The organism is Acinetobacter sp. YH01009, from assembly GCF_013420765.1.
Lineage (GTDB): Bacteria > Pseudomonadota > Gammaproteobacteria > Pseudomonadales > Moraxellaceae > Acinetobacter > Acinetobacter amyesii.
In genome coordinates this window covers 1-18,910 of the sequence record NZ_VOYE01000016.1, presented here as the reverse complement: position 1 = coordinate 18,910, position 18,910 = coordinate 1, and the positions used below count along the sequence as shown (strand labels likewise).

Genomic DNA, 18,910 nt, shown 5'->3' with positions numbered 1-18,910 from the left:
GACCATGTTAGAAGTCAAAGACGTCAATCAGTTTTATGGTGGCAGTCATATTTTAAGAGATGTGACATTTGCCGCTCCCGTGGGGGCGTGTTCAGTGGTGCTCGGGCGAAATGGTGTGGGTAAAACCACCTTATTAAAATGTTTAATGGGCATTTTACCGATCAAGTCAGGGCAGATCCTACTGGATGGCAAAGATATTTCTAAGCTAAGTCCAGAACAGCGTGTACGTGAAGGCTTAGCTTATGTACCGCAAGGGCGGGATATTTTCTCGACCTTGACCGTTGAAGAAAATATTTTGATTGGGATGGCAAAATTTAAAGGCGCTAAAACCCGAAAAGTGCCAGAACATCTCTATGAGATTTTCCCCGTATTGGATGAAATGAAACATCGACGAGGTGGAGATTTATCTGGAGGTCAGCAGCAGCAATTGGCGATTGCCCGTGCGCTCGCTTCCGAACCGCGGGTATTGATTTTAGATGAACCGACTGAAGGCATTCAGCCCTCGATTATTAAAGACATTGGTCGTGTGATTCGTCAGTTAGCTGATGGCGGAGAAATGGCGATTGTTTTGGTTGAACAGTTTTATGATTTTGCAGAAGAACTGGCAGATGAATATACCGTGATGGCGCGGGGGCAAGTGATTGCACAAGGTGTCGGTAGTGAAATGCCCGAAAAAGGTATTCGGGAACTGGTGGCGATTTAGGTTGTTTAATACCCTCTTTTGCTCCATATTTTGGGGCAAGAGAGGGGGTAGGTATTTTACTCACGGCTGTAATGCTTAAAGGGAGGAAATTTTTATGTGGATTAAAGTTCAATGTTTTCAGGCCAAAGAAAATAGCCACCATATTGATTGGGCTTGAATTCTCCTCCAATGAATTTACCTGAATCTGTAAGCGTATGCTTACCTTCTGCTTTTTCTTCAAGTAACCCTTTACTCACCAATAGTTCTAATAATTCAGGGGGTTTTAATTTGTGCTTTGCGGCGAGTTTTGAACTGGTTAATTTAGATTGTAAAAGTGATTCTTCTTCATTTTTTTCAATAGTAGGTTTTTCTGCTTTCACCTCATCTAAAGTAATGCGTACTTCATCACTGATGCGAATAATACGTTGGGCTTCTTCATAGGCATCTTTAAAGACTTCATCATCTTCGTATTTACGAACTAAAATCCCCATTTCATTGTTATTTACTTGGCTAAATTCATAAAGATTTAAACTTGAAATAATGCATTCACCTTCATTTAAATAGCACTTTGCATGCAAATTTTTACAAAAGCTCACGCGGACATAATCCAGTTTTTGCATCCATTTTATTTCATCTGGATGTAAGTCACTCTTACCGTAGACAATACGAATATCAATTTTCATACGGTCTTTATCTTCAAGAAGCTCCTTAATACGGTCATTTAAACGTAAATAGGGGCTGATTAAAATCAAACGCTCTTTGGCATTTTTGATTAACTCTTCAAGAAAGAAGTTAGTGCCACTGGTATTTAAGAATTTTGCCATTTATCCCCCTGATTAATTTTGATAATTTTAAATTTTAGCGCATAAAATTCATACTTTGAAATAATTCGCTTTTAAACTTTAGACATGCATTTGTTTTTTGATAGCAGGTGGTCTAATTGAATTGGCGGTAAGCATAGTAATAGTGAGTTACTTATGATTTCAGTCGGAATAGATTGGGCTATACATGAATTGAATAAGTCAGCTGATATACAAAAAATTGTATAATTATTGCTCAATAAAAGTTAATCTTAACTAAATACATAACAAGAAGATAAGAATATGGACGCGATATTATATTTGATCCCACCGAATGATTTGGAAACACTGATTTTAGAAGCAGAAACCCCTCAAGATGTCTTGGATTCACCTTTTGTACAACACTCCTTTTTTTTAGGGGAAGCGTGGCAAGAGTTGAATCCATTATTAAGCGTGAACAGTGATTCAGTTGCGGCACTGAGTTATGCCATTCAGGCAGAACATCCTTTGTCAGAGCGACGACCGGGACTGAGCCTTGCAGTGCATTACAATACTGTAGTTCGCGTTGCAGAAATCCATCAGGCATTACAACAGTTAAGCGTGGATGAAATCAAAAAACGTTATTTGGTCACGATTGCAGAAACCGCACCTGAGCAAGAGCTTAAATTGGCCGAATTAAAACTACTTTTTTTACAGTTACAAGATCTTTATCGTGATGCGGTGCGTCATAATTTATCGGTGCTGAGTGTAATTCAAGATGGTATTCGTTTGGATAAATTACCATAAACACAGCTCAACACGGGTTATAACTGAAGTTGCATCAGGACCAGATCACGCCATTCACCAAACTTTTGTCCCACTTCAGGCATATAACCTGTTTGCTTAAAGCCTAATTTTTTGTGCAGGGCAATCGAGGCGCTATTGCCGTGATCAATGCCTGCAATCATGACATGCATATTTTGGCTTTTGGCATGCTGAATTAGGTGCTCTAATAATTGCTGACCAAGACCCTGTCGAGCATAGTTTGGGTCAATATAGACAGAATGCTCAACAGTATGTCGATAGCCAGCAAAATGGCGGAAAGAACCATAGTCAGCATAACCGGCGATTTGCTGTTGATCCTGATCTTCAATCACCACAAAAGGAAAATTTTGCTTTTGGAAATCCAGCAATTTCTGTTGAAAAGAGTCAAGAGTATAAGCTTGATCATTCCATGTCGCAAAGCCGTTGAGAACTTCATGATTATAGATTGCGAGAATGGCCGCTAAGTCTTGTGGAGTTGCAGGTCGAATGAGAAAAGACATGCGCAAATTTCTGATAAAAATAAAGTCAATTTAAAAACTTAGGCATAAAAAAAGCAAGGTGATGAACCTTGCTTTTTTCTTCATCGCGTTCTGAGTCGAACTTAGAAGTGGTATTTCACCAAAGCGCTGACATCGTTTTGGTCCTGACCTTTCAGGCCATATTTGTTGTTCCAAACCGAGTGTTCAACACCTACGTAGAGCTTAGTCTTAGGAGAGATATGCTTACCTATATTCCATTTATATTGGCTTGTCCAGTTTAATTCACTAGCTTGCGCCCCTTTTTCAGCTGTTGACCAGTCAAGGAAAGCATCTACTAGAAAATCTTCAGAGCCAATTTTAAATGGCACAGCATAAGTGATCGTCATTTGATAATCATCTTTAGTACCGGCTGATTTAGAATCATTATCGGCTTTATAGAAGTTGATGTTTGCATACTGTGTATATGGAATGTCTAAAGCAAAGCCAATACCATACAAGAAGTTATTAAACTCAGAATTTTTGTCGTAGCCGGCATTATGTTCCCAAGTCGTTGCAATCAGAACGTCTTTGATCGGCCCCATAGAAAGGTCTTTACCAGAAACTTCGCCTAAGCTAAGGCGCGGTGCAAGCTCAAGGTAAGTCGATGCTTCATCATCTTTGTCCCAAGCTTGGTCAACGAAGAAGAATACATCTGAATATTTCAGTTTAGCGGCATATTCAGCTGTGATCGTTTTCTGTTCATTGTTGTCACCATCAAAAGGCACAACATAATTTTCACCATATAGGCCAGTTAAGCTGAAATCTTGCCATACGATAGGTGAAGCTTGAGTGAAAGCAGCAGCAGATGCTAATGCACATGATGCAACGATTTGTGTAAGTTTCATTAAAAAATATCTCCCCCCGAGAAGCACTGAAAGCATACAGATTATTAAGCAAAAATAAAGCCAAATTTTACTCAACGGCAAAATTGTTTTGTAATTTGAAGGGGAAATATGCCGTGAATGATCAATGACGGTAAAAGCGAGATTTTGAGTTGGAGTGGAATTGTACAAATAGAAGGTGGGCGTTGAGGAAATGCACAAAAATATGACCCAAATCAATTAAAACAATGCAAATCTACAATAAAGTCTTACTTTTTGTATGGATATTAAAAAAATATCAAAATAGCACTTGCAAAATTCTAACTTAAGACCGATATTCGAAGTATAAGGACACGGATCTGCAGACTCTAAAGTGTTCATCATTCAATGTGGAGGACGACGTTCCATACAAAGTTGAAGATGGTCATTGCTGTAACATTTACAGCAAATGTAACGTGCCAAGATAATAAGTTTTGCACAAATTTTTATAGCTAATACAGATAGATATGAGGATGATATTATGAACATTGAAATCCGTACAGATAAAAACATTATAAACAGTGATCGACTAATTACATACGTTCGTGCAGAACTTAATGAAGAATTTCAGCGCCATAGTGAACGCATTACCCACTTTTCGGTGCATTTAAGTGATGAAAATGGGGACAAGGGCGGCAGCGACGACATCAAATGTATGATTGAAGCACGTCCAGCAGGTTTGAAACCTGTCGTGGTCAACCATCGTGGTCATAATGTAGATACAGCTATTCACGGTGCAATTGATCGACTTAAACGTAGTCTTGAACATGTGTTCGAAAAGAAAGAGAACCCACGCAGTACGCAACCTGCTTTTGCTGAAGCGGATGACAGCGTAGACGACGAATAAGTCTCAAAATTTAAAAAAAGCCCTGCGGGGCTTTTTTTGTGTGTTTTGTATTTTGTTTTACATGAAATTCAAACAAACGCAGCTTTATTCGGCATAATAGATCAAAATAAATTGAAGTGAGCTTTCCAGATGTTAACAGCGCAACAACAGCTTTTTGTGCAAGCGTTAGAAGAACAAGATCTTGCACAGGTGCAACGCCTGTTGGCAGATGGTCTTAATCCAAATTTTATCGACTTTGAAAAAGGACCTGCGGTTTCTGTATGGTCTGATGGTTTGTTTAAATGGTGGGAAATGGTTTGCGAAGCGTATGAAGCAGGCCAACCCTTAACAGCAGAACAGAAAACACAACATTTAGACGTACATATGCAAATCTTGGAAGCGCTGATTCAAGCCAAAGCCAATGTGCATTTATGGGATGCTGAAGAAATTTATGGTCCATTATGGGATGCCGCGAGTGCAGCATGTGTCCCTGCGGTACAGCGTTTATTGGATGAAAAAGTGAATCCAAATATGATTGATAGCGATGGTTTAACCATTTTGTCGTCGATTAGTGAATTATTTTTTGACTGTGATTTTGACGCGGTAAATTGGTCGGAAGCATTGGAAGAAGAAAAACAAACCTTGGAGCTTTTGCGTAGCCATGGCGCAAAAATGACCAAAGAATTAGCATAATTGTGAGTAAAAACATGACTGTATTTAAAGTTTTAAGCATTGCAACATTATCCAGTTTGAGCCTGTCTGCATTTGCGGCGGATTTTTCATTTGACCGTCCGGGCGCGGGTATGGGCACAGGCATTACCCCTGTAGGTCGTTTGGCATGGGAACAAAGTTTGCCAGCAGCGAGCTATAGTGAAAGTCGTGATGAAAATGGTGAAAAAGTAAAAAGCACCACTTTAAATGCAGACATGTTATTCCGTACTGGTTTGGCAAAAGATTTGGAATTGCAATTGGGTTGGCAAGGTCCTACATGGTCTAAAACCAAAGTTGCGGGTCGCTCAGTTGAAGACGATGGTTTGGGTGATGTCAGCATTGGCCTGAAAAAAGCCATTGATTTGAATGGTGAGAAATTGTCGATGGCTATTCTTGCTGAAGCCATTATTGCAACAGGCAATGAAGGCTTTAGTGCTGAAGATGACATTTATAGTCTGACTTCCGCTGTGGCTTATGATTATAGCGATACAATTGGGACTTCAATGACCATGCGTTATGAGGTTCAAGATGGTGATTGGGCTGTGAGTGCCATTCCGGGAATGGAATATCAAATAGCAGGTAATTTATCGGGTTTCTCTGAGCTGGTTTATCGCAAAGCAGAGAGTACCGATCAGGAAGTGTCTTTGGCTTCAGGTCTGACATATGCCGTTTCGGATCGTATGCAGTTGGATGCGAGCGTCGGTCTAGAACTCACTGGCGGTCATAAAAATTATCAGTCAGGTTTGGGCGTATCTTACCTGTTCTAAAAGAACCCTAAATTTTAAAACGTATAAATACAGACTGAGGATGAATTCAGCTGAATGAAACAATGGACTTATGTTGCGGCAGCGGCTGTGCTGTCGTTCAGTATGGGCGTTTCTGCTCAGGATGCATTACTTTCAGCTGAAGATGCTTTTCCTTTCTCGGTCGTCTCCGATCGTGCAGATCAGGCGGAGCTGAGTTGGGATATTCCAGCGCATTATTATCTGTATCAGCACAAAATAGAGGTGAAGCAGGGCAATCAAGTTTTGGCTTTGGATTTGCCTGCTGCTGAGGATTTAAAAGACGATAACTATGGTCATACGCAGGTGTATTACCAACAGTTGAGTTTTAAAATTCCAACTCAAAAGCTGCAGACCTATCAAGTCAGTTGGCAAGGCTGTGCCAAGGATCGGGTGTGTTATCCACCACAGAGCATCAGCTTTGAAACGGATGCTTCTGGCTTGGTCACACAGCAAAATCTTGCCAGTCCAAATAAACGCTTACTCGACTTCGCAGCAGAAAATAATGCCGAACAGCCCACGGCGAATCGTTTAGATCAGCAAAGGGCAGAGAATGCTGCATTGGCTTCTGAACGCTATACCGCAAGTGACCAAATGTGGTCTGAAAAATTAGCACAAAGCTCTATATTTTATGGACTTTTGCTGTTTTTTGGCCTGGGTTTTTTGCTGGCTTTTACCCCTTGTTCATTGCCAATGCTGCCGATTTTAACCTCACTGATTGTCCGCGACAGCCGAGGTTTAAAAGCATGGATGATTGCACTGACTTTTGTCACCAGTATGGCGATGGTGTATGCCATTCTCGGCTTGGTGGCGTCGTCTGCAGGTTTGAATTTCCAGCGTTGGTTGCAACAACCCTCGACCTTAATTGCCTTTAGCGTACTCTTTGTGGTTTTTGCCCTGAATTTATTTGGTTTATTTGAACTGAAATTGCCACGCAGTTGGGTCAATCGCTTAGACCAAGCTCAGTCGATGCAAAAGGGCGGTAGTCTCGTTGGCGCTGGGGTCATGGGGATGATTTCAGCATTACTGGTCGGTCCTTGTATGACAGCACCGTTGGCAGGCGCATTATTATTTATTTCCCAAACCCAAAGTCAGTGGCAAGGTGCGTTATTGTTATTCACCCTCGGCTTTGGCATGGGGACCCCGCTATTGTTGGCCAGTGTCCTTGGCTCACGGGTATTGCCTAAAGCGGGTTTGTGGATGAATCAAATCAAGGTGCTCTTTGCTTTCATCATGTTGGCATTGGCTTTGTATTTTATTCGACCATTGATCAGTGAAGCTTGGTTACAGTGGTTATCCCTTGCTCTGGGTCTGGTGTTTAGCGCTTATGTGCTTTGGCGCATTTTATGGCGCAGTACTCAGCTCAAATGGCTGTATATCTTGGTGTTCTGTGCCGCCGTACCTTATATTGTGTACAGTCAATATCAACATAGCCAACGTTTTTTAGTCGAAGAAAATCAACAACAAAGTGCTTGGCATGTGGCACATACAGCGGAAGAGTTTCAACGTTTATTAAGTGAAATTCCTCAAGGTCAATCCGCAATTATTGATGTCTATGCCGATTGGTGTGTGGCCTGCCAGCCGATTGAACATAAAGTTTTAAAATCGACAGTAGTGCAACAGGCTTTGGCACCGTATTACTTAATTAAGTTGGATTTGAGTCAGTATGATGCAACCCATCAAGTACTGCTCAATCAATGGGATATTTTAGGGCCACCGACCTATTTATTTTTAGATACAGCGCATCAAGAGATACGTGGACTGCGCTTGACGGGCGCATTTAGCGAGAAAGAATTGTTAGCGCAATTGGAAAAATTTAAATCGCGTGGAGAATAAAAATGATGCAATTATATATTGCCAATAAAAACTATTCGACGTGGTCTATGCGACCGTGGTTGGTGTTACACGCGTTTAATTTACCCTTTCAAGAGATCTTGATTCCTTTTTCTGAAGAAGCAGATGGCGCAGCGTTCAAGCAGCAAATGTTAGCCCTACATGCCAATGGCAAGGTGCCCCTACTGCAACATGACGGTGTGATGATTTGGGACTCATTGGCGATTTGTGAATATTTGGCAGAGCAGTTTCAAGAGCTTACACTGTGGCCCAAAGATCCCACACAACGTGCATGGGCACGGAGTATTTGCGCGGAAATGCACAGTAGTTTTATGCAATTGCGTAGCTTATGCAGTATGAATTTGCAGGCGGATTATGGTCGCCATGGTCAGAGATTATGGTCTGAACATGCTGAATTACGTGCTGAAGTAGCGCGAATCGAGCAGATTTGGTCGAGTCGTGCTGCGGTGGATGGCTTTTTATTCGGTGAATTTAGTATTGCCGATGCGTTTTTTGCACCCGTGGTAACACGTTTACAGACCTTTCAGTTACCTGTGAGTGACAACACACAGCGTTATATGCAAAAGATTTTGCAGCATCCTTCTGTGGAGGCATGGATCGCGGCTGCTCAACTGGAACAGCCAGTCCGTCGTATGGAACAGTATCCACGTTAAAAGCTTAATGTCGCGTCTTACCTATATAAAAGTTTTAAACCAAATGGCTAAAGCTTTGTTGTTCGGTGTAGGCCATCACCATGTTGCGGCCGCCAGCTTTAGCTGCGTATAGCGCTTGATCTGCATGGGTCAGCAATTGTTGCGGTACCAATTCTGGCGTAGAAATCGCAATGCCAAAACTGGCTGTCACATGAATTGACTGACCATCATGTCCCCAAATTTCAAGCTGCTCAATGGCTTTTCGACAGCGCTCTGCAATGAATATCGCTTGTTCTAAGTTAGAATTTTTTAACACCAAAATAAACTCTTCCCCGCCAAAACGCCCAACCACATCACTACCGCGTAAATGTTGGTTTAATACTTGGCTGACGAGAATCAAGGTTTCATCGCCTTTATCGTGTCCATATTCATCATTGATGCGTTTGAAATGGTCTAAGTCCAATAAGACCAGTGCATATGTATCTGTTTTAGCACTATCGAGCTGTTCCAAACATTGATTGATACTGCGTCGATTAAATAAATTGGTCAGTGGGTCGACTTGACTAAGTTTTTGAATCAGATGCTCTCGGTGACGCCATTGGCTGAGTAAGATTTCAAATAAAGCCAAACAGGTTAATAAAATAGGAACAATGAAAAAGATCATTGAGAAGAGCCAAAAACTATTTTGATAGCCATAGGCATGAGGTTGAAAAATCGGGGCATAGGGGATAATGCCGCGGATGCTTAAATACATACAAATGGATAAAAAAATCGTGGCTGGAATCAGCATGCTATAGACGATTTTTCGTGTAAATAGTACCAATCCAACGGTCACAAGGCTCACGTAGGAGATCATAGTGGCTGGACTCATGACGCCAATTAAATAACCATCACGACATAAAGAAATGACGAATAAGCCGACCGAAAGATAAGGTAAAATTAGCTGAATCTTGGGATTATCTTTTCCAGCATAGCAAGGCCAAATCAGCAGGACCATTAAGCAAAAAAAGACGATGTTGGTCCACAATTGAGAGTGGATGAGCTCAAGGTTAACCCACTGCCAAAGTTCTGGCGTGACATAAACATAAAATTTCCAAATGATCCAAAGCAGATGAATGGCTGAGCCAAGCATCAGCATGAGCATACACTTTTTCAGGATACTCCAATTCATCACCACTTCATCTTCCAGTAAATACTGGGCGATTCTATTGCGGAGGATCATGTCACGTATGCTTGATTTCACCGTCATCCTGTGTCATTGCCCTGTTCGAGTTATCAGTTTTTTTCTTAAAGTTTATATAGATATCATTTTATAGGCTTACATTAGCATGAAAATTTACACTTGATAACGGTCAAGAACCGCTCAGTAATTTTAAATTTTTTGCGAGTTCAAAATGATTGTTCTAAAAATAAAACATAGTGTCATAAGGATCGGGATTATTCTATTTATGAAAAGTGATTACACTAGGCTCAAGTTAATAACAACAGCTTTAGGTTTTAGTCATGAAAATTCTGCATATTGATTCAAGCATCATGGGCGACGCTTCAGTTTCACGTCAACTCAGCGCTGAAATTGTACAACAGCTACAGCAAAAACATGGTGATGCGGCACAGGTTCAACATCTCGATTTAGCTGTACAGCAGATTCCACATCTCAGCAGTGAAATTTTGATGGGTCAAAATGCAGAACAATCGGCTTTAGGCGAGCAGTTGTTGCAACAGTATTTAGATGCCGATGTGGTTGTGGTTGGTGCTGCTATGTATAACTTCGGTTTGCCATCAACTTTGAAAGCATGGATCGACCGTATCAGTGTTGCAGGTCGTACCTTTAAATATACAGAACAAGGTCCAGTGGGTTTGGCAGGTGACAAAAAAGTCTATATTGCCAGCAGTCGTGGCGGTGTGTATGGCGATAACAGCCCTGTAGATTATCAAGAAGGTTTATTAAAAGCCGTGTTTAATTTTACAGGTGTCAGCGATATTGATGTGATTCGTGCCGAAGGTGTCAATATGGGACCTGACATGAAAGCACAGGCAATGGCGACAGCTCAGGCTCAAATTCAAGCCATTTAACAGATTGACATTTCCCTCTTAGGTCAGCATCTGCTGACCTTTTTTTATGGTGACTTTGATTAGTTTCAGGGATCAGTTTTCAGGAATTGGTTTTCACGGATTAGTCCTGATCCAGTCGGTGTGCAAAATCGGCTAAATCACTTAGCGCACGCTGTCCTTCTTCAAACCATGGGCTAAACATTTGGAAGTTATGCCACATGCCAGTGTATAACTTGAATTCGACATCTAGGCCGGCTTCTTCTGCTTTGACTTTAAAACGCTGCGCATCATCCAATAAAATTTCTTTAGAACCCACTTGAATATGAATCGGAGGTAGTCCTTTGAGCTCTGCAAAAAAAGGCGAGACCAATGGATCAGCTCGATCGACCGAGCGTGGTACATAATAATCAATGCCTGTTTCAAGGGCTTCTATGCTTAACAGCGCATCATGCTTACGGTTATAACGCAAAGACTCACTGCTCAGCGTCAGGTCTAAAAACGGTGACATCAACACCAAACCACTGACTTGTGGAAGTTGGTCCTGTTGAATTTTAAGGGCTAAGGCAAGCGCCAAGTTTGCACCACAAGAGTCGCCTGACAAAATAATATCTTTGGCTTGAACCCCTTGATCTAATAACACCGCATACACATCAAAAAGGGCATCGAGTGCTTCAGGGAACTGTGCTTCAGGGGATAAAGGATAATCCAAATGTAACACTTGCATTTGCGTGCGTGCCGCAACTTGAGTCAGAAACGCCCGATGTGTGTTCATCGAACCCAAGAAAAATGCGCCCCCATGAATATGAAAAATGAGTTGGGTCGATGCCTGTTGAGGTTTGATTTCTTCGGCTTTTAAGCCGGCTAAGCGAATAGGACGAATTTGTACATCCGGGTTTTGAGGAAATGCACGACACATTTGTTCCAAAGCAAAACGTAAAGTATTGGGCGGTAAATTGAACTGGCTCGGTCCACGAATTGTGGTTTTTAAAATGCTTTCTGTAATCAGTTGTTTCGTCAGTGGTGATATCTTCATTGTCTTTCCATCTTTTTCTATTTTTGGAATCGTGTGAGCATATTTACCAACACAAATTACAAGGTTACACTAAACGGTCACATACAAAAATTGATAAATTGTTGTGACTTTTGGATACTAATGTCGTCTATATCAGACCAGGGAAATAAACAAAAATGAAAAAAATTGCACTAGCATTAGGATTGATGAGTTTAGCCGCATTTGCAAATGCTGCAGATCCGCTAAATGGTACAACTTGGAAAACCATTGATGATAAAACCAAGCAGCCAAAAGCGATTGTAAAATTCACTGAACAAAAAAATGGTACGCTTTCTGCGAGCATTCAGTCAGTTTTGACACCAGGTGAAGAAAACGCTTGTAAAAAATGTGAAGGCCCATATCACAACAAATCATTAAAAGGCTTACGTATTGTGACAGGTCTTAAAAATGTAGGTGGTACAAGCTATGAAGACGGTTCAATTTTGGATCCTCAATCAGGTAAAACTTACAAGTTAAAAGGTCAATTGGCTGATGGTGGCAAAAAACTAGAGCTTCGCGGCTTTATTGGCGTTGCTGCTTTAGGTCGTAATCAAACATGGATTCGTGCCAACTAATTTGACATGATTCAAACAAAAAAAGCCTGACAATGTCAGGCTTTTTTATAGCCTATTTTCAGCCACAATTGAACTAGAGCCGTGCATGAGTGTGATAAAAAAATTTATTTCAATGCACGGTAAGCGCTTTCATCAAAGCCAACCAATAAATCGCTACCTGTATCGAGTACAGGACGTTTAATCATGCTGCTATGCGCTGTTAAACACTGAATCAAATTTTCTTCACTGGCTAAGGCTGTCTGTTGCTCTTCTTCACTGAGTTTTTTCCATGTGGTGCCTTTTTTGTTGAGAATCACATCAGCGCCTTTGGCATCGAGCCATTTTTTTACGGTTTTAGCATCAATCGCTTGTTTTTTATAGTCATGAAATTCGTAGGTCAGGCCTAATTCGTTGAGCAAGTCGAAAGCTTTTTTCATGGTATTACAGTTTTTGATGCCATAAATTTTAAGCATGAACAGGTGTCCTCAATTATTCAAAACAATAAGATAAAAAATACAATTCAGCATTATCCTACAGGCTAATTCATCAATGCTCAAAGCACGATCGTGATGTGGATTAAGAAATAAATGTTTTGCTGTACAAGTCGCATGCTGTAAATATTAGGCATTGTCATCAAAACGACATTTTGGTGTTTTAGAATAGCCTACAGAACAAAACGAATCAGAAAAGAAAGCGCTGCGATAACAAGAAAATTCAGCCTAAGGTTGCACGGTCAGAAGTAGAAATAAAGCGAGAATAAGAATTTGCTGTGCAGATCGAATTTTTAGCTGTTTTATTTGGGGGAGTCTAGAGATGCGAGGGCTAGAAAAGAGAAAACCCGCATTTAATCATCCTGATCATGCGGGTCTCAGTCCAACGTCCATTGTCACATCCTTGAAAACAAGCTAAATCATTTAGTTTGTTTTTATACTTCCTTCGGCGTCCAATCCTTTTGTGTCATCCTGACATGTCCCTTTGCCGTGCGACCATAATGCTACGTTCGAGTTGTGAGATAAATCCACAAATTCGTCATGTAATGTGAGAAATAACCTCTAATTGAGTAAACAATCGTTCACTCAATTAATTGCTGAAAGCTTAAATTTTATAGTCAATAATCACTGGGGCATGGTCGCTAAACCACTCATCTTTGAATACCCAAGCATTCACGGTACGTTCTTTCCAGTCAGGTGAACATGCATGGTAGTCGATACGCCAACCCACATTTTTGGCACGGGCTTGTCCGCGGTTAGACCACCAAGAGTAAAGCTCGGCTTCTTTACGTACCTCACGGAAGGTGTCGACATAGCCAAGCTCATCATAAATATGATCGAGCCATGCACGTTCATGTGGTAAGCAGCCTGAAGCCTTTTGGTTCCCAGACCAATTTTTAATATCAATACGTTTATGCACGATGTTGTAGTCACCGCAAACAATCACTGACTTATTTTCAGCACGCCATTGCTTCAAAATTTGTTTGTATTCGTTTAAAAATAAATCTTTACGTGCCTGAGCTTCTTCACCCGATGAACCAGAAGGCAGGTAGAGCGAGCAAATATGTGCAGTTTGTCCAAGTCCTAAATCGAACTCAGCAGAAATAAAGCGGCCTTGAGTGTCTGCCAATTCAAAACCTAAACCATCTGTCACTGAAACAAAAGGTAGACGGCTATAAATCGCAGTACCGGCATAGCCTGGGCGTTCTGCAGGGAAAAGGTGTGTAAACCAACCTTCGGGTTTAAATTTATCGGTCCATTGTTCATGGGTAATGCGGCTTTCTTGCATGCAGATGACATCGGCATCTGAAGTTGCCATCCAGTCAAAAATACCTTTTTTTTCAGCGGAACGCAGGCCATTCACATTAATTGAAACGACACGTAAAATTTTTTGATCACTTGGATAGCTACTCTTTGGTATCATGCTCAGGTTTAACCTCAAACTTAAAAAAATGGAGCACCTCATGACAGCGCAAGCGGCATTTAATCCACAAGCTTTTATCGAACTCGCATTATCACGTGGTGTGCTTAAATTTGGTGAGTTTACTTTAAAATCGGGTCGTGTGAGTCCTTATTTTTTTAATGCAGGTCTACTGAACGATGGTGAAGCCTTATCATTATTGGCTTCTGGCTATGCAGCTAAATTAACAGAATGCGATAATGTGGAAGTGGTCTTTGGCCCAGCTTATAAAGGTATTCCATTTGTAGCAGCAACGGCTGTCGCACTGTCACAGAACCATGGTGTGAGCGTACCTTGGGGCTTTAACCGTAAAGAAGCGAAAGACCATGGTGAAGGCGGTGTATTGGTTGGTGCGTCTGTTGAAGGTAAAAAAGTCTGGATCATTGATGATGTGATCACTGCGGGTACAGCGATTCGTGAAGTGGTGACTATTTTGAAAAATGCTGGCGCGCAAATTGCGGGGGTATTGGTGGCGCTAGACCGTCAAGAAAAAGGACAAGGTGATTTGTCTGCGATTCAAGAAGTACAAAAAGAACTCGAAATCCCAGTTCATGCCTTAATTACCATGAAAGATTTGATGACTTTCTTAGAGGCTAAAGGTGAAACTGAAGCTTTAGCGAAAATGGAAGCGTACCGTGTGAAGTATGGGATCTAATAGTTAATACATCATATTGATTTTTAATAAGGCTCTATCCATGATAGGGCTTTATTTTTATCCATAAGAAAAACAATGAAACACTGGTTATATAGCATCGCACCAACAATAATAATTATTGTTCTAATTGTACATTTGGATTCATTCTTAGGGCTCTTGCATTTATGGGCTTTAGTACTCTTTGTGATTGTTGCTTTAGCGAGTTATTACATCCCATATAAACTGATTGAAGGGGCAGATCGCTCAAGTTTTTACGCATTACTTTGCTGCTTTTTTGTGCTGTTCTGTGCTTTTAAGTTAGATCAATATCATCGGTTGGGATTAAAAAAATATACGCAAGAGATTTGCGGTGTTGTCGCTAATCGAATGGATGATGATTTACCTCGCATACTATGGCGAAAAAGTCCTCATCTTTATCAATTTGATATTTTGGCAGCTGAACAAGGGATAGTGCACTTTAGAAAGAGAAGTCATGCGCCTCGAAATGGGGAAACTGTATGTGTGCAATATATAGATGGCAGGCGCTCTTGGTTGTATGCGGAGCACATGATTTCTCTTATTCATTGATGAGTTATAAAAGTTGAATGAAAAAATAAAAGCCTACCGTGTGAAATACGGAATTTAATTTTTACGCAATTAAAAAAGTTCAAGCAAGGGAGTTTTGATCTTTTGATTGAATTTAAGATTTTGATTTAATTGAATAAAGTGTAGGGAATTCGTGTGGAGTGTGTTATATTAATTTTAGATAAGCTTCATCAATAGCTAAATAAAATTTCTTATGAGAAGTTACATCATTGGTAACCTTTTTCGAATGGTTATATAAGAGCTTATAATTCTAATTCGAAAACTTAAGAAAAATACATGAAAGCATTAATAACAATAGGCTGTAAGACTAGTCATGGTGGTATTGTTTCTGAGGCCGACCATACATTTTTAGTAGAAGGTAAAGCCGTACATCTAGAAGGAATGAAACACTTTTGTCCTAAATGTAAAACTACTGTGTCCGCTATATCATCAGGCAAAATATCATCAGGCAAAGGATTTTTAACTGTTGGTTCTAAAACCATAATTATGGCAGGAGATTTCACTTCTTGCGGAGCAACTTTCCTACCACAACAAAATTTAGCGGTTCGTAGTAATGGGATAGGAAATGCAAGTGGAGGAAGTTCTAGTAATTCAACATCATCTAGCCCTAGCTATATTCCAATATCACAACCAAAGTTAAGTAATAACTTTAGTAAATTACCATCGAAGCCCCCTCAACTTACAGAGAATGATATTCTTTTGACAGAACATGAAGCTAATTTATTGTTCTACAGGTGCTTTAAACAAAAAGTTAATCCTGTAACTCTAGAACATCGAAAGCTAGCCACGGAGATGTATTGGAAACTCATAGATGCAGATGAAGGTGGGCTCTCAGTACTGCAATATATTTTTGAAGCCGTTTTTGGGGGAGATTGGAGAAATCCTGATGCTAGAGGGACGATTGAAGATATAGGAATGGATCAAGCAGGAAAGGCTTACGATCATGCTAAAAATGATGCACGTATGAAATATTTCAAAGTTCGTGACTCTGGAGATATTGATGGCCGAATTGGAGACGCAGGGCAAGCTGGCATAGCAGGTCTTCAAATGACCTATAAAAACCGATTTGCAATGTTTCAATGATTTTCTAGGGTGATTTAGTAATTCTCTGAATAATGGTCTGAGTCGCCCTATCAGTCATAGAATGTAAGTTTTTACCTAATTGCACATATTGCCCTTGCAAACAAAAAGCTGTTTCTTCATAAATTTTGTTTTTATCTTGGGGAATATCTACAAATGAGAAGCTTGTATTCATAGCACAGTATTCTTCAGATGCTTGAACATAGTTCTTAGCGTATTCCCGTACGTCATTTTCAAACTTACTTTTTCCAACTTGTTGAAAATAGTAGTTTAACTCTTCAGTTAAATATTTGTTTTTATATTCTTTTAATTCACAACGCTTAGTATGTTGTGAACTTTCTACTACACATTCATATACTTTAGAATCAATATTTTTTGCCTGAGTACAACCAGTTAAAGTAAATAAGAATAATATTGAAAAGGGTAAAGTTTTAAACATGATATAAAATTCTTTGGTTCTTATAGATACTATTATCTAATAATTTCAAACAAAATCTATATTCATTTGTTTAAATATAGAGCCCGTTAATTTAGTGTATGACTTGTCACATAAACTGGCGAAGAGTTATCCTTAGACTTGCCCGTAAAATTTGTATACATTTCTACTTGGGAATAACATATCCTCATCACACTTCTTACACTCCAGCATCACCCCTAATTTGGCTTTTCGCCCTTGCTCCGTCAAAACCCAAGGCCGGTTCTGCCAAGGCGGGTCATGCCGCACATGCTGCGTGTGGCCGCAGGCTAAAATGGCGTACCAGTGATTTTCATCATCCAAAGCAAAATCGATAATGGCTTGCTGCATAGCCAATCCCTTTAAAAAAGATCATATGAGATGAAAGGGCATCAAGCCCATATCATCAGCATAATGGTTTTCAAAATTATAATCTTGAACAATCTGGGCTAGATCCATAGCAATTGCCGGACTTCATTTCATAAATGGTGGAGTGCCCCGGATTTCCCTTCGGCCGCGGTACACCTTGCGGCACAAAGAAGGTCACCGAATGTGCGCCGTATAAACCCGCAGGAATGGTCATTTCTCTTAAAACGACATAGGCGCTGTCAAAATGCACATAGTCCATGCCTGTACCCGAGGAAGGTGATCCGCCGACCACAGGCGGGGTATGAATGTTGCGCGCTTTATTATAGGACGCTTTCCACGCATCTATATCTGCACGCGTGGCAGGGCGAAGCAAACCTTTCGATACTGCATCCTGTATGCCAGCTGGGCCAGCCAAAGGTGCATTTGGATCAATCACGTCTTTGATGGAACGTTCCTGTGATGAACTCAGCTGCGTATCTGCACTGATATTGCCGATATTGGCGCGCCCATTTTGAGCAATCACAACCGCTTGAATATCACGTTGCAAAATGCGCTGCGAAAGCTGATTCATTTCTGCGGCATTGTCATCCGATACATAGCTGTAGCCGCACTGCGAATTTTTATAAGAGCTTTCTAAAACAGGGATGGATTTTGGTAGGCTAATCACACGCTGTGCGTGATAGCCCGTTGCAATGACACCAACGATTTTAGTGTTGCTTTCCCATTTAATTTTCCAAATGGTCGGCTCATAAGCACCTAAAATCAACACTACAGGACGGTTATGCTGAACTTGGATGTCCATTTCGGTCGCTTGATGGCCGCTATCATCAATTTGATAATTGGTTTCCTTGCCTGAGTAAGCGCCTGTAGCAAATACATCAAATTGAGCGGGGAGTTGAGTCTTAAATTTGGTGCAATCATTTTGGATTGGTGGCGTATACCTCGAATTTTGTCGTTGTTGACGATGAGCCGTCACAGAAGACAGCAGGGCTGTTCTTAACAGGTCGGAGTGATCAGGCGCTTCTTGTCGATATAAACAGTCTTTTGGACGAACTTTGTCGGCTAAGTCTGAGAAACATTGCCATGTTGTGATGGGCTGTCCCGCATAGATTTGCGGCTGAAAGTACAGATGATGACCCGCCAGTGAAGCAGGGATGCTGTCATGGTTCTGCAGCTCGGCAGACAGCTGCACTTGGTCAAAACGAAACACAATACCGTCTTTTGCTTCCAAGTTTGCAACGACTTCGCTTTGAATCTGTGAAGACTGGCGCAGCAACTGCATCACTTGCTGTGAACTCTCCTGAGTGCGTGACAAATATAGTTGATTCACTTGCGAAACGAAGTGTTGCTTTTGCTGTTCAATATGCTTTAACACTTGATGATTTTGATATTTCTCAAAGCCGATTGTTCCAGCGAAGCCTAAGCCGATAAAGGCACAGCTTCCCAGTACACCGGCCATGACCCCAGATTTAAATGTTCGATGATGATTTGGCATTTTTATACATTTTATTCATTTATTCGTGCTTAAAATACAGCAAAGTTCTGAAAATAAATACAATATAACCCGAATCCTTTTTAAGCCAATGACTGCATAATTTGAATTGTGGGCTTATGCTGCTGAGTTAATTGGTATGCACATAGTGATGCGTAAATACCACTTAAAAAGCCTGAGATACTTCTAGCTCTACTCG

Annotated in this window: 22 protein-coding genes and 1 pseudogene; 12 read left to right on the top strand and 11 right to left on the bottom strand. The window is 40.7% G+C overall.

Annotated features, from left to right (window positions below; genetic code table 11):
- Nucleotides 1-4: 4 nt before the first annotated feature.
- Entirely contained in the window at nt 5-703 is a 699-nt protein-coding gene (gene urtE / locus FTT76_RS14080; RefSeq protein WP_068532840.1) for an urea ABC transporter ATP-binding subunit UrtE, read from the top strand.
- Nucleotides 704-804: 101 nt separating this feature from the next.
- Here the strand turns inward: urtE and FTT76_RS14075 are convergent, their stop codons facing one another.
- Entirely contained in the window at nt 805-1,506 is a 702-nt protein-coding gene (locus FTT76_RS14075) for a phospholipase D family protein (RefSeq protein ID WP_180022327.1), read from the bottom strand.
- A 279-nt stretch (nt 1,507-1,785) separates the two neighbouring features.
- Here FTT76_RS14075 and FTT76_RS14070 point away from each other — a divergent pair, with 279 nt between their 5' ends.
- Complete coding sequence (locus FTT76_RS14070) at nt 1,786-2,268, top strand: DUF1877 family protein (RefSeq protein WP_168379686.1); 483 nt, start codon at nt 1,786-1,788, stop codon at nt 2,266-2,268.
- 17 nt (nt 2,269-2,285) lie between these two features.
- Here the strand turns inward: FTT76_RS14070 and FTT76_RS14065 are convergent, their stop codons facing one another.
- Nucleotides 2,286-2,786 carry a GNAT family N-acetyltransferase gene (locus FTT76_RS14065; RefSeq protein WP_180022328.1) on the bottom strand — a complete coding sequence of 167 codons (501 nt, stop codon included), beginning with the start codon at nt 2,784-2,786 and terminating at the stop codon, nt 2,286-2,288.
- Between the two features lie 101 nt (nt 2,787-2,887).
- Nucleotides 2,888-3,649: an outer membrane protein OmpK gene (locus FTT76_RS14060; RefSeq protein ID WP_168379688.1), complete on the bottom strand. Its 762-nt coding sequence runs from the start codon at nt 3,647-3,649 to the stop codon at nt 2,888-2,890.
- A 496-nt stretch (nt 3,650-4,145) separates the two neighbouring features.
- On the opposite strand from FTT76_RS14060, the gene FTT76_RS14055 reads away from it, so the two are divergent.
- The 5 genes from FTT76_RS14055 (at nt 4,146) to FTT76_RS14035 (ending at nt 8,490) form a co-directional block, all read left to right on the top strand.
- A complete protein-coding gene (locus FTT76_RS14055) occupies nt 4,146-4,511 on the top strand; it encodes an HPF/RaiA family ribosome-associated protein (protein ID WP_078190593.1) in 366 nt (121 codons plus the stop codon).
- A gap of 129 nt (nt 4,512-4,640) precedes the next feature.
- The gene (locus FTT76_RS14050; RefSeq protein ID WP_078190592.1) at nt 4,641-5,183 is read left to right on the top strand and encodes an ankyrin repeat domain-containing protein; all 543 of its coding nucleotides are present in this window, start codon (nt 4,641-4,643) and stop codon (nt 5,181-5,183) included.
- A 14-nt stretch (nt 5,184-5,197) separates the two neighbouring features.
- Nucleotides 5,198-5,968: a transporter gene (locus FTT76_RS14045; protein WP_180059749.1), complete on the top strand. Its 771-nt coding sequence runs from the start codon at nt 5,198-5,200 to the stop codon at nt 5,966-5,968.
- 54 nt (nt 5,969-6,022) lie between these two features.
- Complete coding sequence (gene dsbD / locus FTT76_RS14040; protein ID WP_180190585.1) at nt 6,023-7,819, top strand: protein-disulfide reductase DsbD; 1,797 nt, start codon at nt 6,023-6,025, stop codon at nt 7,817-7,819.
- A 2-nt stretch (nt 7,820-7,821) separates the two neighbouring features.
- Nucleotides 7,822-8,490 carry a glutathione S-transferase family protein gene (locus FTT76_RS14035; RefSeq protein ID WP_180190584.1) on the top strand — a complete coding sequence of 223 codons (669 nt, stop codon included), beginning with the start codon at nt 7,822-7,824 and terminating at the stop codon, nt 8,488-8,490.
- Nucleotides 8,491-8,524: 34 nt separating this feature from the next.
- Here the strand turns inward: FTT76_RS14035 and FTT76_RS14030 are convergent, their stop codons facing one another.
- Complete coding sequence (locus FTT76_RS14030) at nt 8,525-9,691, bottom strand: GGDEF domain-containing protein (protein ID WP_257222616.1); 1,167 nt, start codon at nt 9,689-9,691, stop codon at nt 8,525-8,527.
- 281 nt (nt 9,692-9,972) lie between these two features.
- On the opposite strand from FTT76_RS14030, the gene FTT76_RS14025 reads away from it, so the two are divergent.
- On the top strand, nt 9,973-10,542 hold the full coding sequence (locus FTT76_RS14025) for an FMN-dependent NADH-azoreductase (RefSeq protein ID WP_078190588.1): 570 nt from the start codon (nt 9,973-9,975) through the stop codon (nt 10,540-10,542).
- 100 nt (nt 10,543-10,642) lie between these two features.
- Here the strand turns inward: FTT76_RS14025 and FTT76_RS14020 are convergent, their stop codons facing one another.
- Nucleotides 10,643-11,554, bottom strand: coding sequence for an alpha/beta hydrolase (locus FTT76_RS14020; protein WP_078193228.1), 912 nt, complete (start codon nt 11,552-11,554; stop codon nt 10,643-10,645).
- Nucleotides 11,555-11,709: 155 nt separating this feature from the next.
- Between FTT76_RS14020 and FTT76_RS14015 the strand changes: the two genes are divergently transcribed.
- The gene (locus FTT76_RS14015) at nt 11,710-12,147 is read left to right on the top strand and encodes a DUF2147 domain-containing protein (RefSeq protein WP_078193227.1); all 438 of its coding nucleotides are present in this window, start codon (nt 11,710-11,712) and stop codon (nt 12,145-12,147) included.
- A 104-nt stretch (nt 12,148-12,251) separates the two neighbouring features.
- Here FTT76_RS14015 and FTT76_RS14010 read toward each other — a convergent pair whose 3' ends face one another.
- Nucleotides 12,252-12,599 (bottom strand): Spx/MgsR family RNA polymerase-binding regulatory protein, encoded by a 348-nt coding sequence (locus FTT76_RS14010; RefSeq protein ID WP_180190583.1) that lies wholly within the window; start codon nt 12,597-12,599, stop codon nt 12,252-12,254.
- A gap of 622 nt (nt 12,600-13,221) precedes the next feature.
- The gene (locus FTT76_RS14005) at nt 13,222-14,040 is read right to left on the bottom strand and encodes an exodeoxyribonuclease III (RefSeq protein WP_180049727.1); all 819 of its coding nucleotides are present in this window, start codon (nt 14,038-14,040) and stop codon (nt 13,222-13,224) included.
- A 40-nt stretch (nt 14,041-14,080) separates the two neighbouring features.
- Here FTT76_RS14005 and pyrE point away from each other — a divergent pair, with 40 nt between their 5' ends.
- From pyrE to FTT76_RS13990, 3 genes are all read left to right on the top strand, one after another.
- Nucleotides 14,081-14,731: an orotate phosphoribosyltransferase gene (gene pyrE, locus FTT76_RS14000; RefSeq protein WP_078190583.1), complete on the top strand. Its 651-nt coding sequence runs from the start codon at nt 14,081-14,083 to the stop codon at nt 14,729-14,731.
- A 75-nt stretch (nt 14,732-14,806) separates the two neighbouring features.
- Nucleotides 14,807-15,298, top strand: a complete 492-nt coding sequence (locus FTT76_RS13995) for a hypothetical protein (RefSeq protein WP_180190582.1) — start codon at nt 14,807-14,809, stop codon at nt 15,296-15,298.
- A 294-nt stretch (nt 15,299-15,592) separates the two neighbouring features.
- Entirely contained in the window at nt 15,593-16,399 is an 807-nt protein-coding gene (locus tag FTT76_RS13990; protein ID WP_180190581.1) for a PAAR domain-containing protein, read from the top strand.
- Nucleotides 16,400-16,403: 4 nt separating this feature from the next.
- On the opposite strand, the gene FTT76_RS13985 is transcribed toward FTT76_RS13990, so the two are convergent.
- From FTT76_RS13985 to FTT76_RS13970, 4 genes and pseudogenes are all read right to left on the bottom strand, one after another.
- Complete coding sequence (locus tag FTT76_RS13985; RefSeq protein ID WP_180190580.1) at nt 16,404-16,835, bottom strand: hypothetical protein; 432 nt, start codon at nt 16,833-16,835, stop codon at nt 16,404-16,406.
- A gap of 132 nt (nt 16,836-16,967) precedes the next feature.
- On the bottom strand, nt 16,968-17,201 hold the full coding sequence (locus tag FTT76_RS13980) for a DUF3565 domain-containing protein (protein WP_180190579.1): 234 nt from the start codon (nt 17,199-17,201) through the stop codon (nt 16,968-16,970).
- A gap of 76 nt (nt 17,202-17,277) precedes the next feature.
- Nucleotides 17,278-18,714, bottom strand: coding sequence for a hypothetical protein (locus FTT76_RS13975; protein WP_257235109.1), 1,437 nt, complete (start codon nt 18,712-18,714; stop codon nt 17,278-17,280).
- A gap of 80 nt (nt 18,715-18,794) precedes the next feature.
- A pseudogene (locus FTT76_RS13970) lies at nt 18,795-18,910 on the bottom strand (IS982 family transposase); the annotation flags it as partial.

Excerpts from the sequence above, each read along its gene's own strand:
- urtE (WP_068532840.1), top strand. The coding sequence starts at position 5 with ATGTTAGAAGTCAAAGACGTCAATCAGTTTTATGGTGGCAGTCATATT.
- FTT76_RS14075 (WP_180022327.1), bottom strand. The coding sequence starts at position 1,506 with ATGGCAAAATTCTTAAATACCAGTGGCACTAACTTCTTTCTTGAAGAG.
- FTT76_RS14070 (WP_168379686.1), top strand. The coding sequence starts at position 1,786 with ATGGACGCGATATTATATTTGATCCCACCGAATGATTTGGAAACACTG.
- FTT76_RS14065 (WP_180022328.1), bottom strand. The coding sequence starts at position 2,786 with ATGTCTTTTCTCATTCGACCTGCAACTCCACAAGACTTAGCGGCCATT.
- FTT76_RS14060 (WP_168379688.1), bottom strand. The coding sequence starts at position 3,649 with ATGAAACTTACACAAATCGTTGCATCATGTGCATTAGCATCTGCTGCT.
- FTT76_RS14055 (WP_078190593.1), top strand. The coding sequence starts at position 4,146 with ATGAACATTGAAATCCGTACAGATAAAAACATTATAAACAGTGATCGA.
- FTT76_RS14050 (WP_078190592.1), top strand. The coding sequence starts at position 4,641 with ATGTTAACAGCGCAACAACAGCTTTTTGTGCAAGCGTTAGAAGAACAA.
- FTT76_RS14045 (WP_180059749.1), top strand. The coding sequence starts at position 5,198 with ATGACTGTATTTAAAGTTTTAAGCATTGCAACATTATCCAGTTTGAGC.
- dsbD (WP_180190585.1), top strand. The coding sequence starts at position 6,023 with ATGAAACAATGGACTTATGTTGCGGCAGCGGCTGTGCTGTCGTTCAGT.
- FTT76_RS14035 (WP_180190584.1), top strand. The coding sequence starts at position 7,822 with ATGATGCAATTATATATTGCCAATAAAAACTATTCGACGTGGTCTATG.
- FTT76_RS14030 (WP_257222616.1), bottom strand. The coding sequence starts at position 9,691 with ATGATCCTCCGCAATAGAATCGCCCAGTATTTACTGGAAGATGAAGTG.
- FTT76_RS14025 (WP_078190588.1), top strand. The coding sequence starts at position 9,973 with ATGAAAATTCTGCATATTGATTCAAGCATCATGGGCGACGCTTCAGTT.
- FTT76_RS14020 (WP_078193228.1), bottom strand. The coding sequence starts at position 11,554 with ATGAAGATATCACCACTGACGAAACAACTGATTACAGAAAGCATTTTA.
- FTT76_RS14015 (WP_078193227.1), top strand. The coding sequence starts at position 11,710 with ATGAAAAAAATTGCACTAGCATTAGGATTGATGAGTTTAGCCGCATTT.
- FTT76_RS14010 (WP_180190583.1), bottom strand. The coding sequence starts at position 12,599 with ATGCTTAAAATTTATGGCATCAAAAACTGTAATACCATGAAAAAAGCT.
- FTT76_RS14005 (WP_180049727.1), bottom strand. The coding sequence starts at position 14,040 with ATGATACCAAAGAGTAGCTATCCAAGTGATCAAAAAATTTTACGTGTC.
- pyrE (WP_078190583.1), top strand. The coding sequence starts at position 14,081 with ATGACAGCGCAAGCGGCATTTAATCCACAAGCTTTTATCGAACTCGCA.
- FTT76_RS13995 (WP_180190582.1), top strand. The coding sequence starts at position 14,807 with ATGAAACACTGGTTATATAGCATCGCACCAACAATAATAATTATTGTT.
- FTT76_RS13990 (WP_180190581.1), top strand. The coding sequence starts at position 15,593 with ATGAAAGCATTAATAACAATAGGCTGTAAGACTAGTCATGGTGGTATT.
- FTT76_RS13985 (WP_180190580.1), bottom strand. The coding sequence starts at position 16,835 with ATGTTTAAAACTTTACCCTTTTCAATATTATTCTTATTTACTTTAACT.
- FTT76_RS13980 (WP_180190579.1), bottom strand. The coding sequence starts at position 17,201 with ATGCAGCAAGCCATTATCGATTTTGCTTTGGATGATGAAAATCACTGG.
- FTT76_RS13975 (WP_257235109.1), bottom strand. The coding sequence starts at position 18,714 with ATGCCAAATCATCATCGAACATTTAAATCTGGGGTCATGGCCGGTGTA.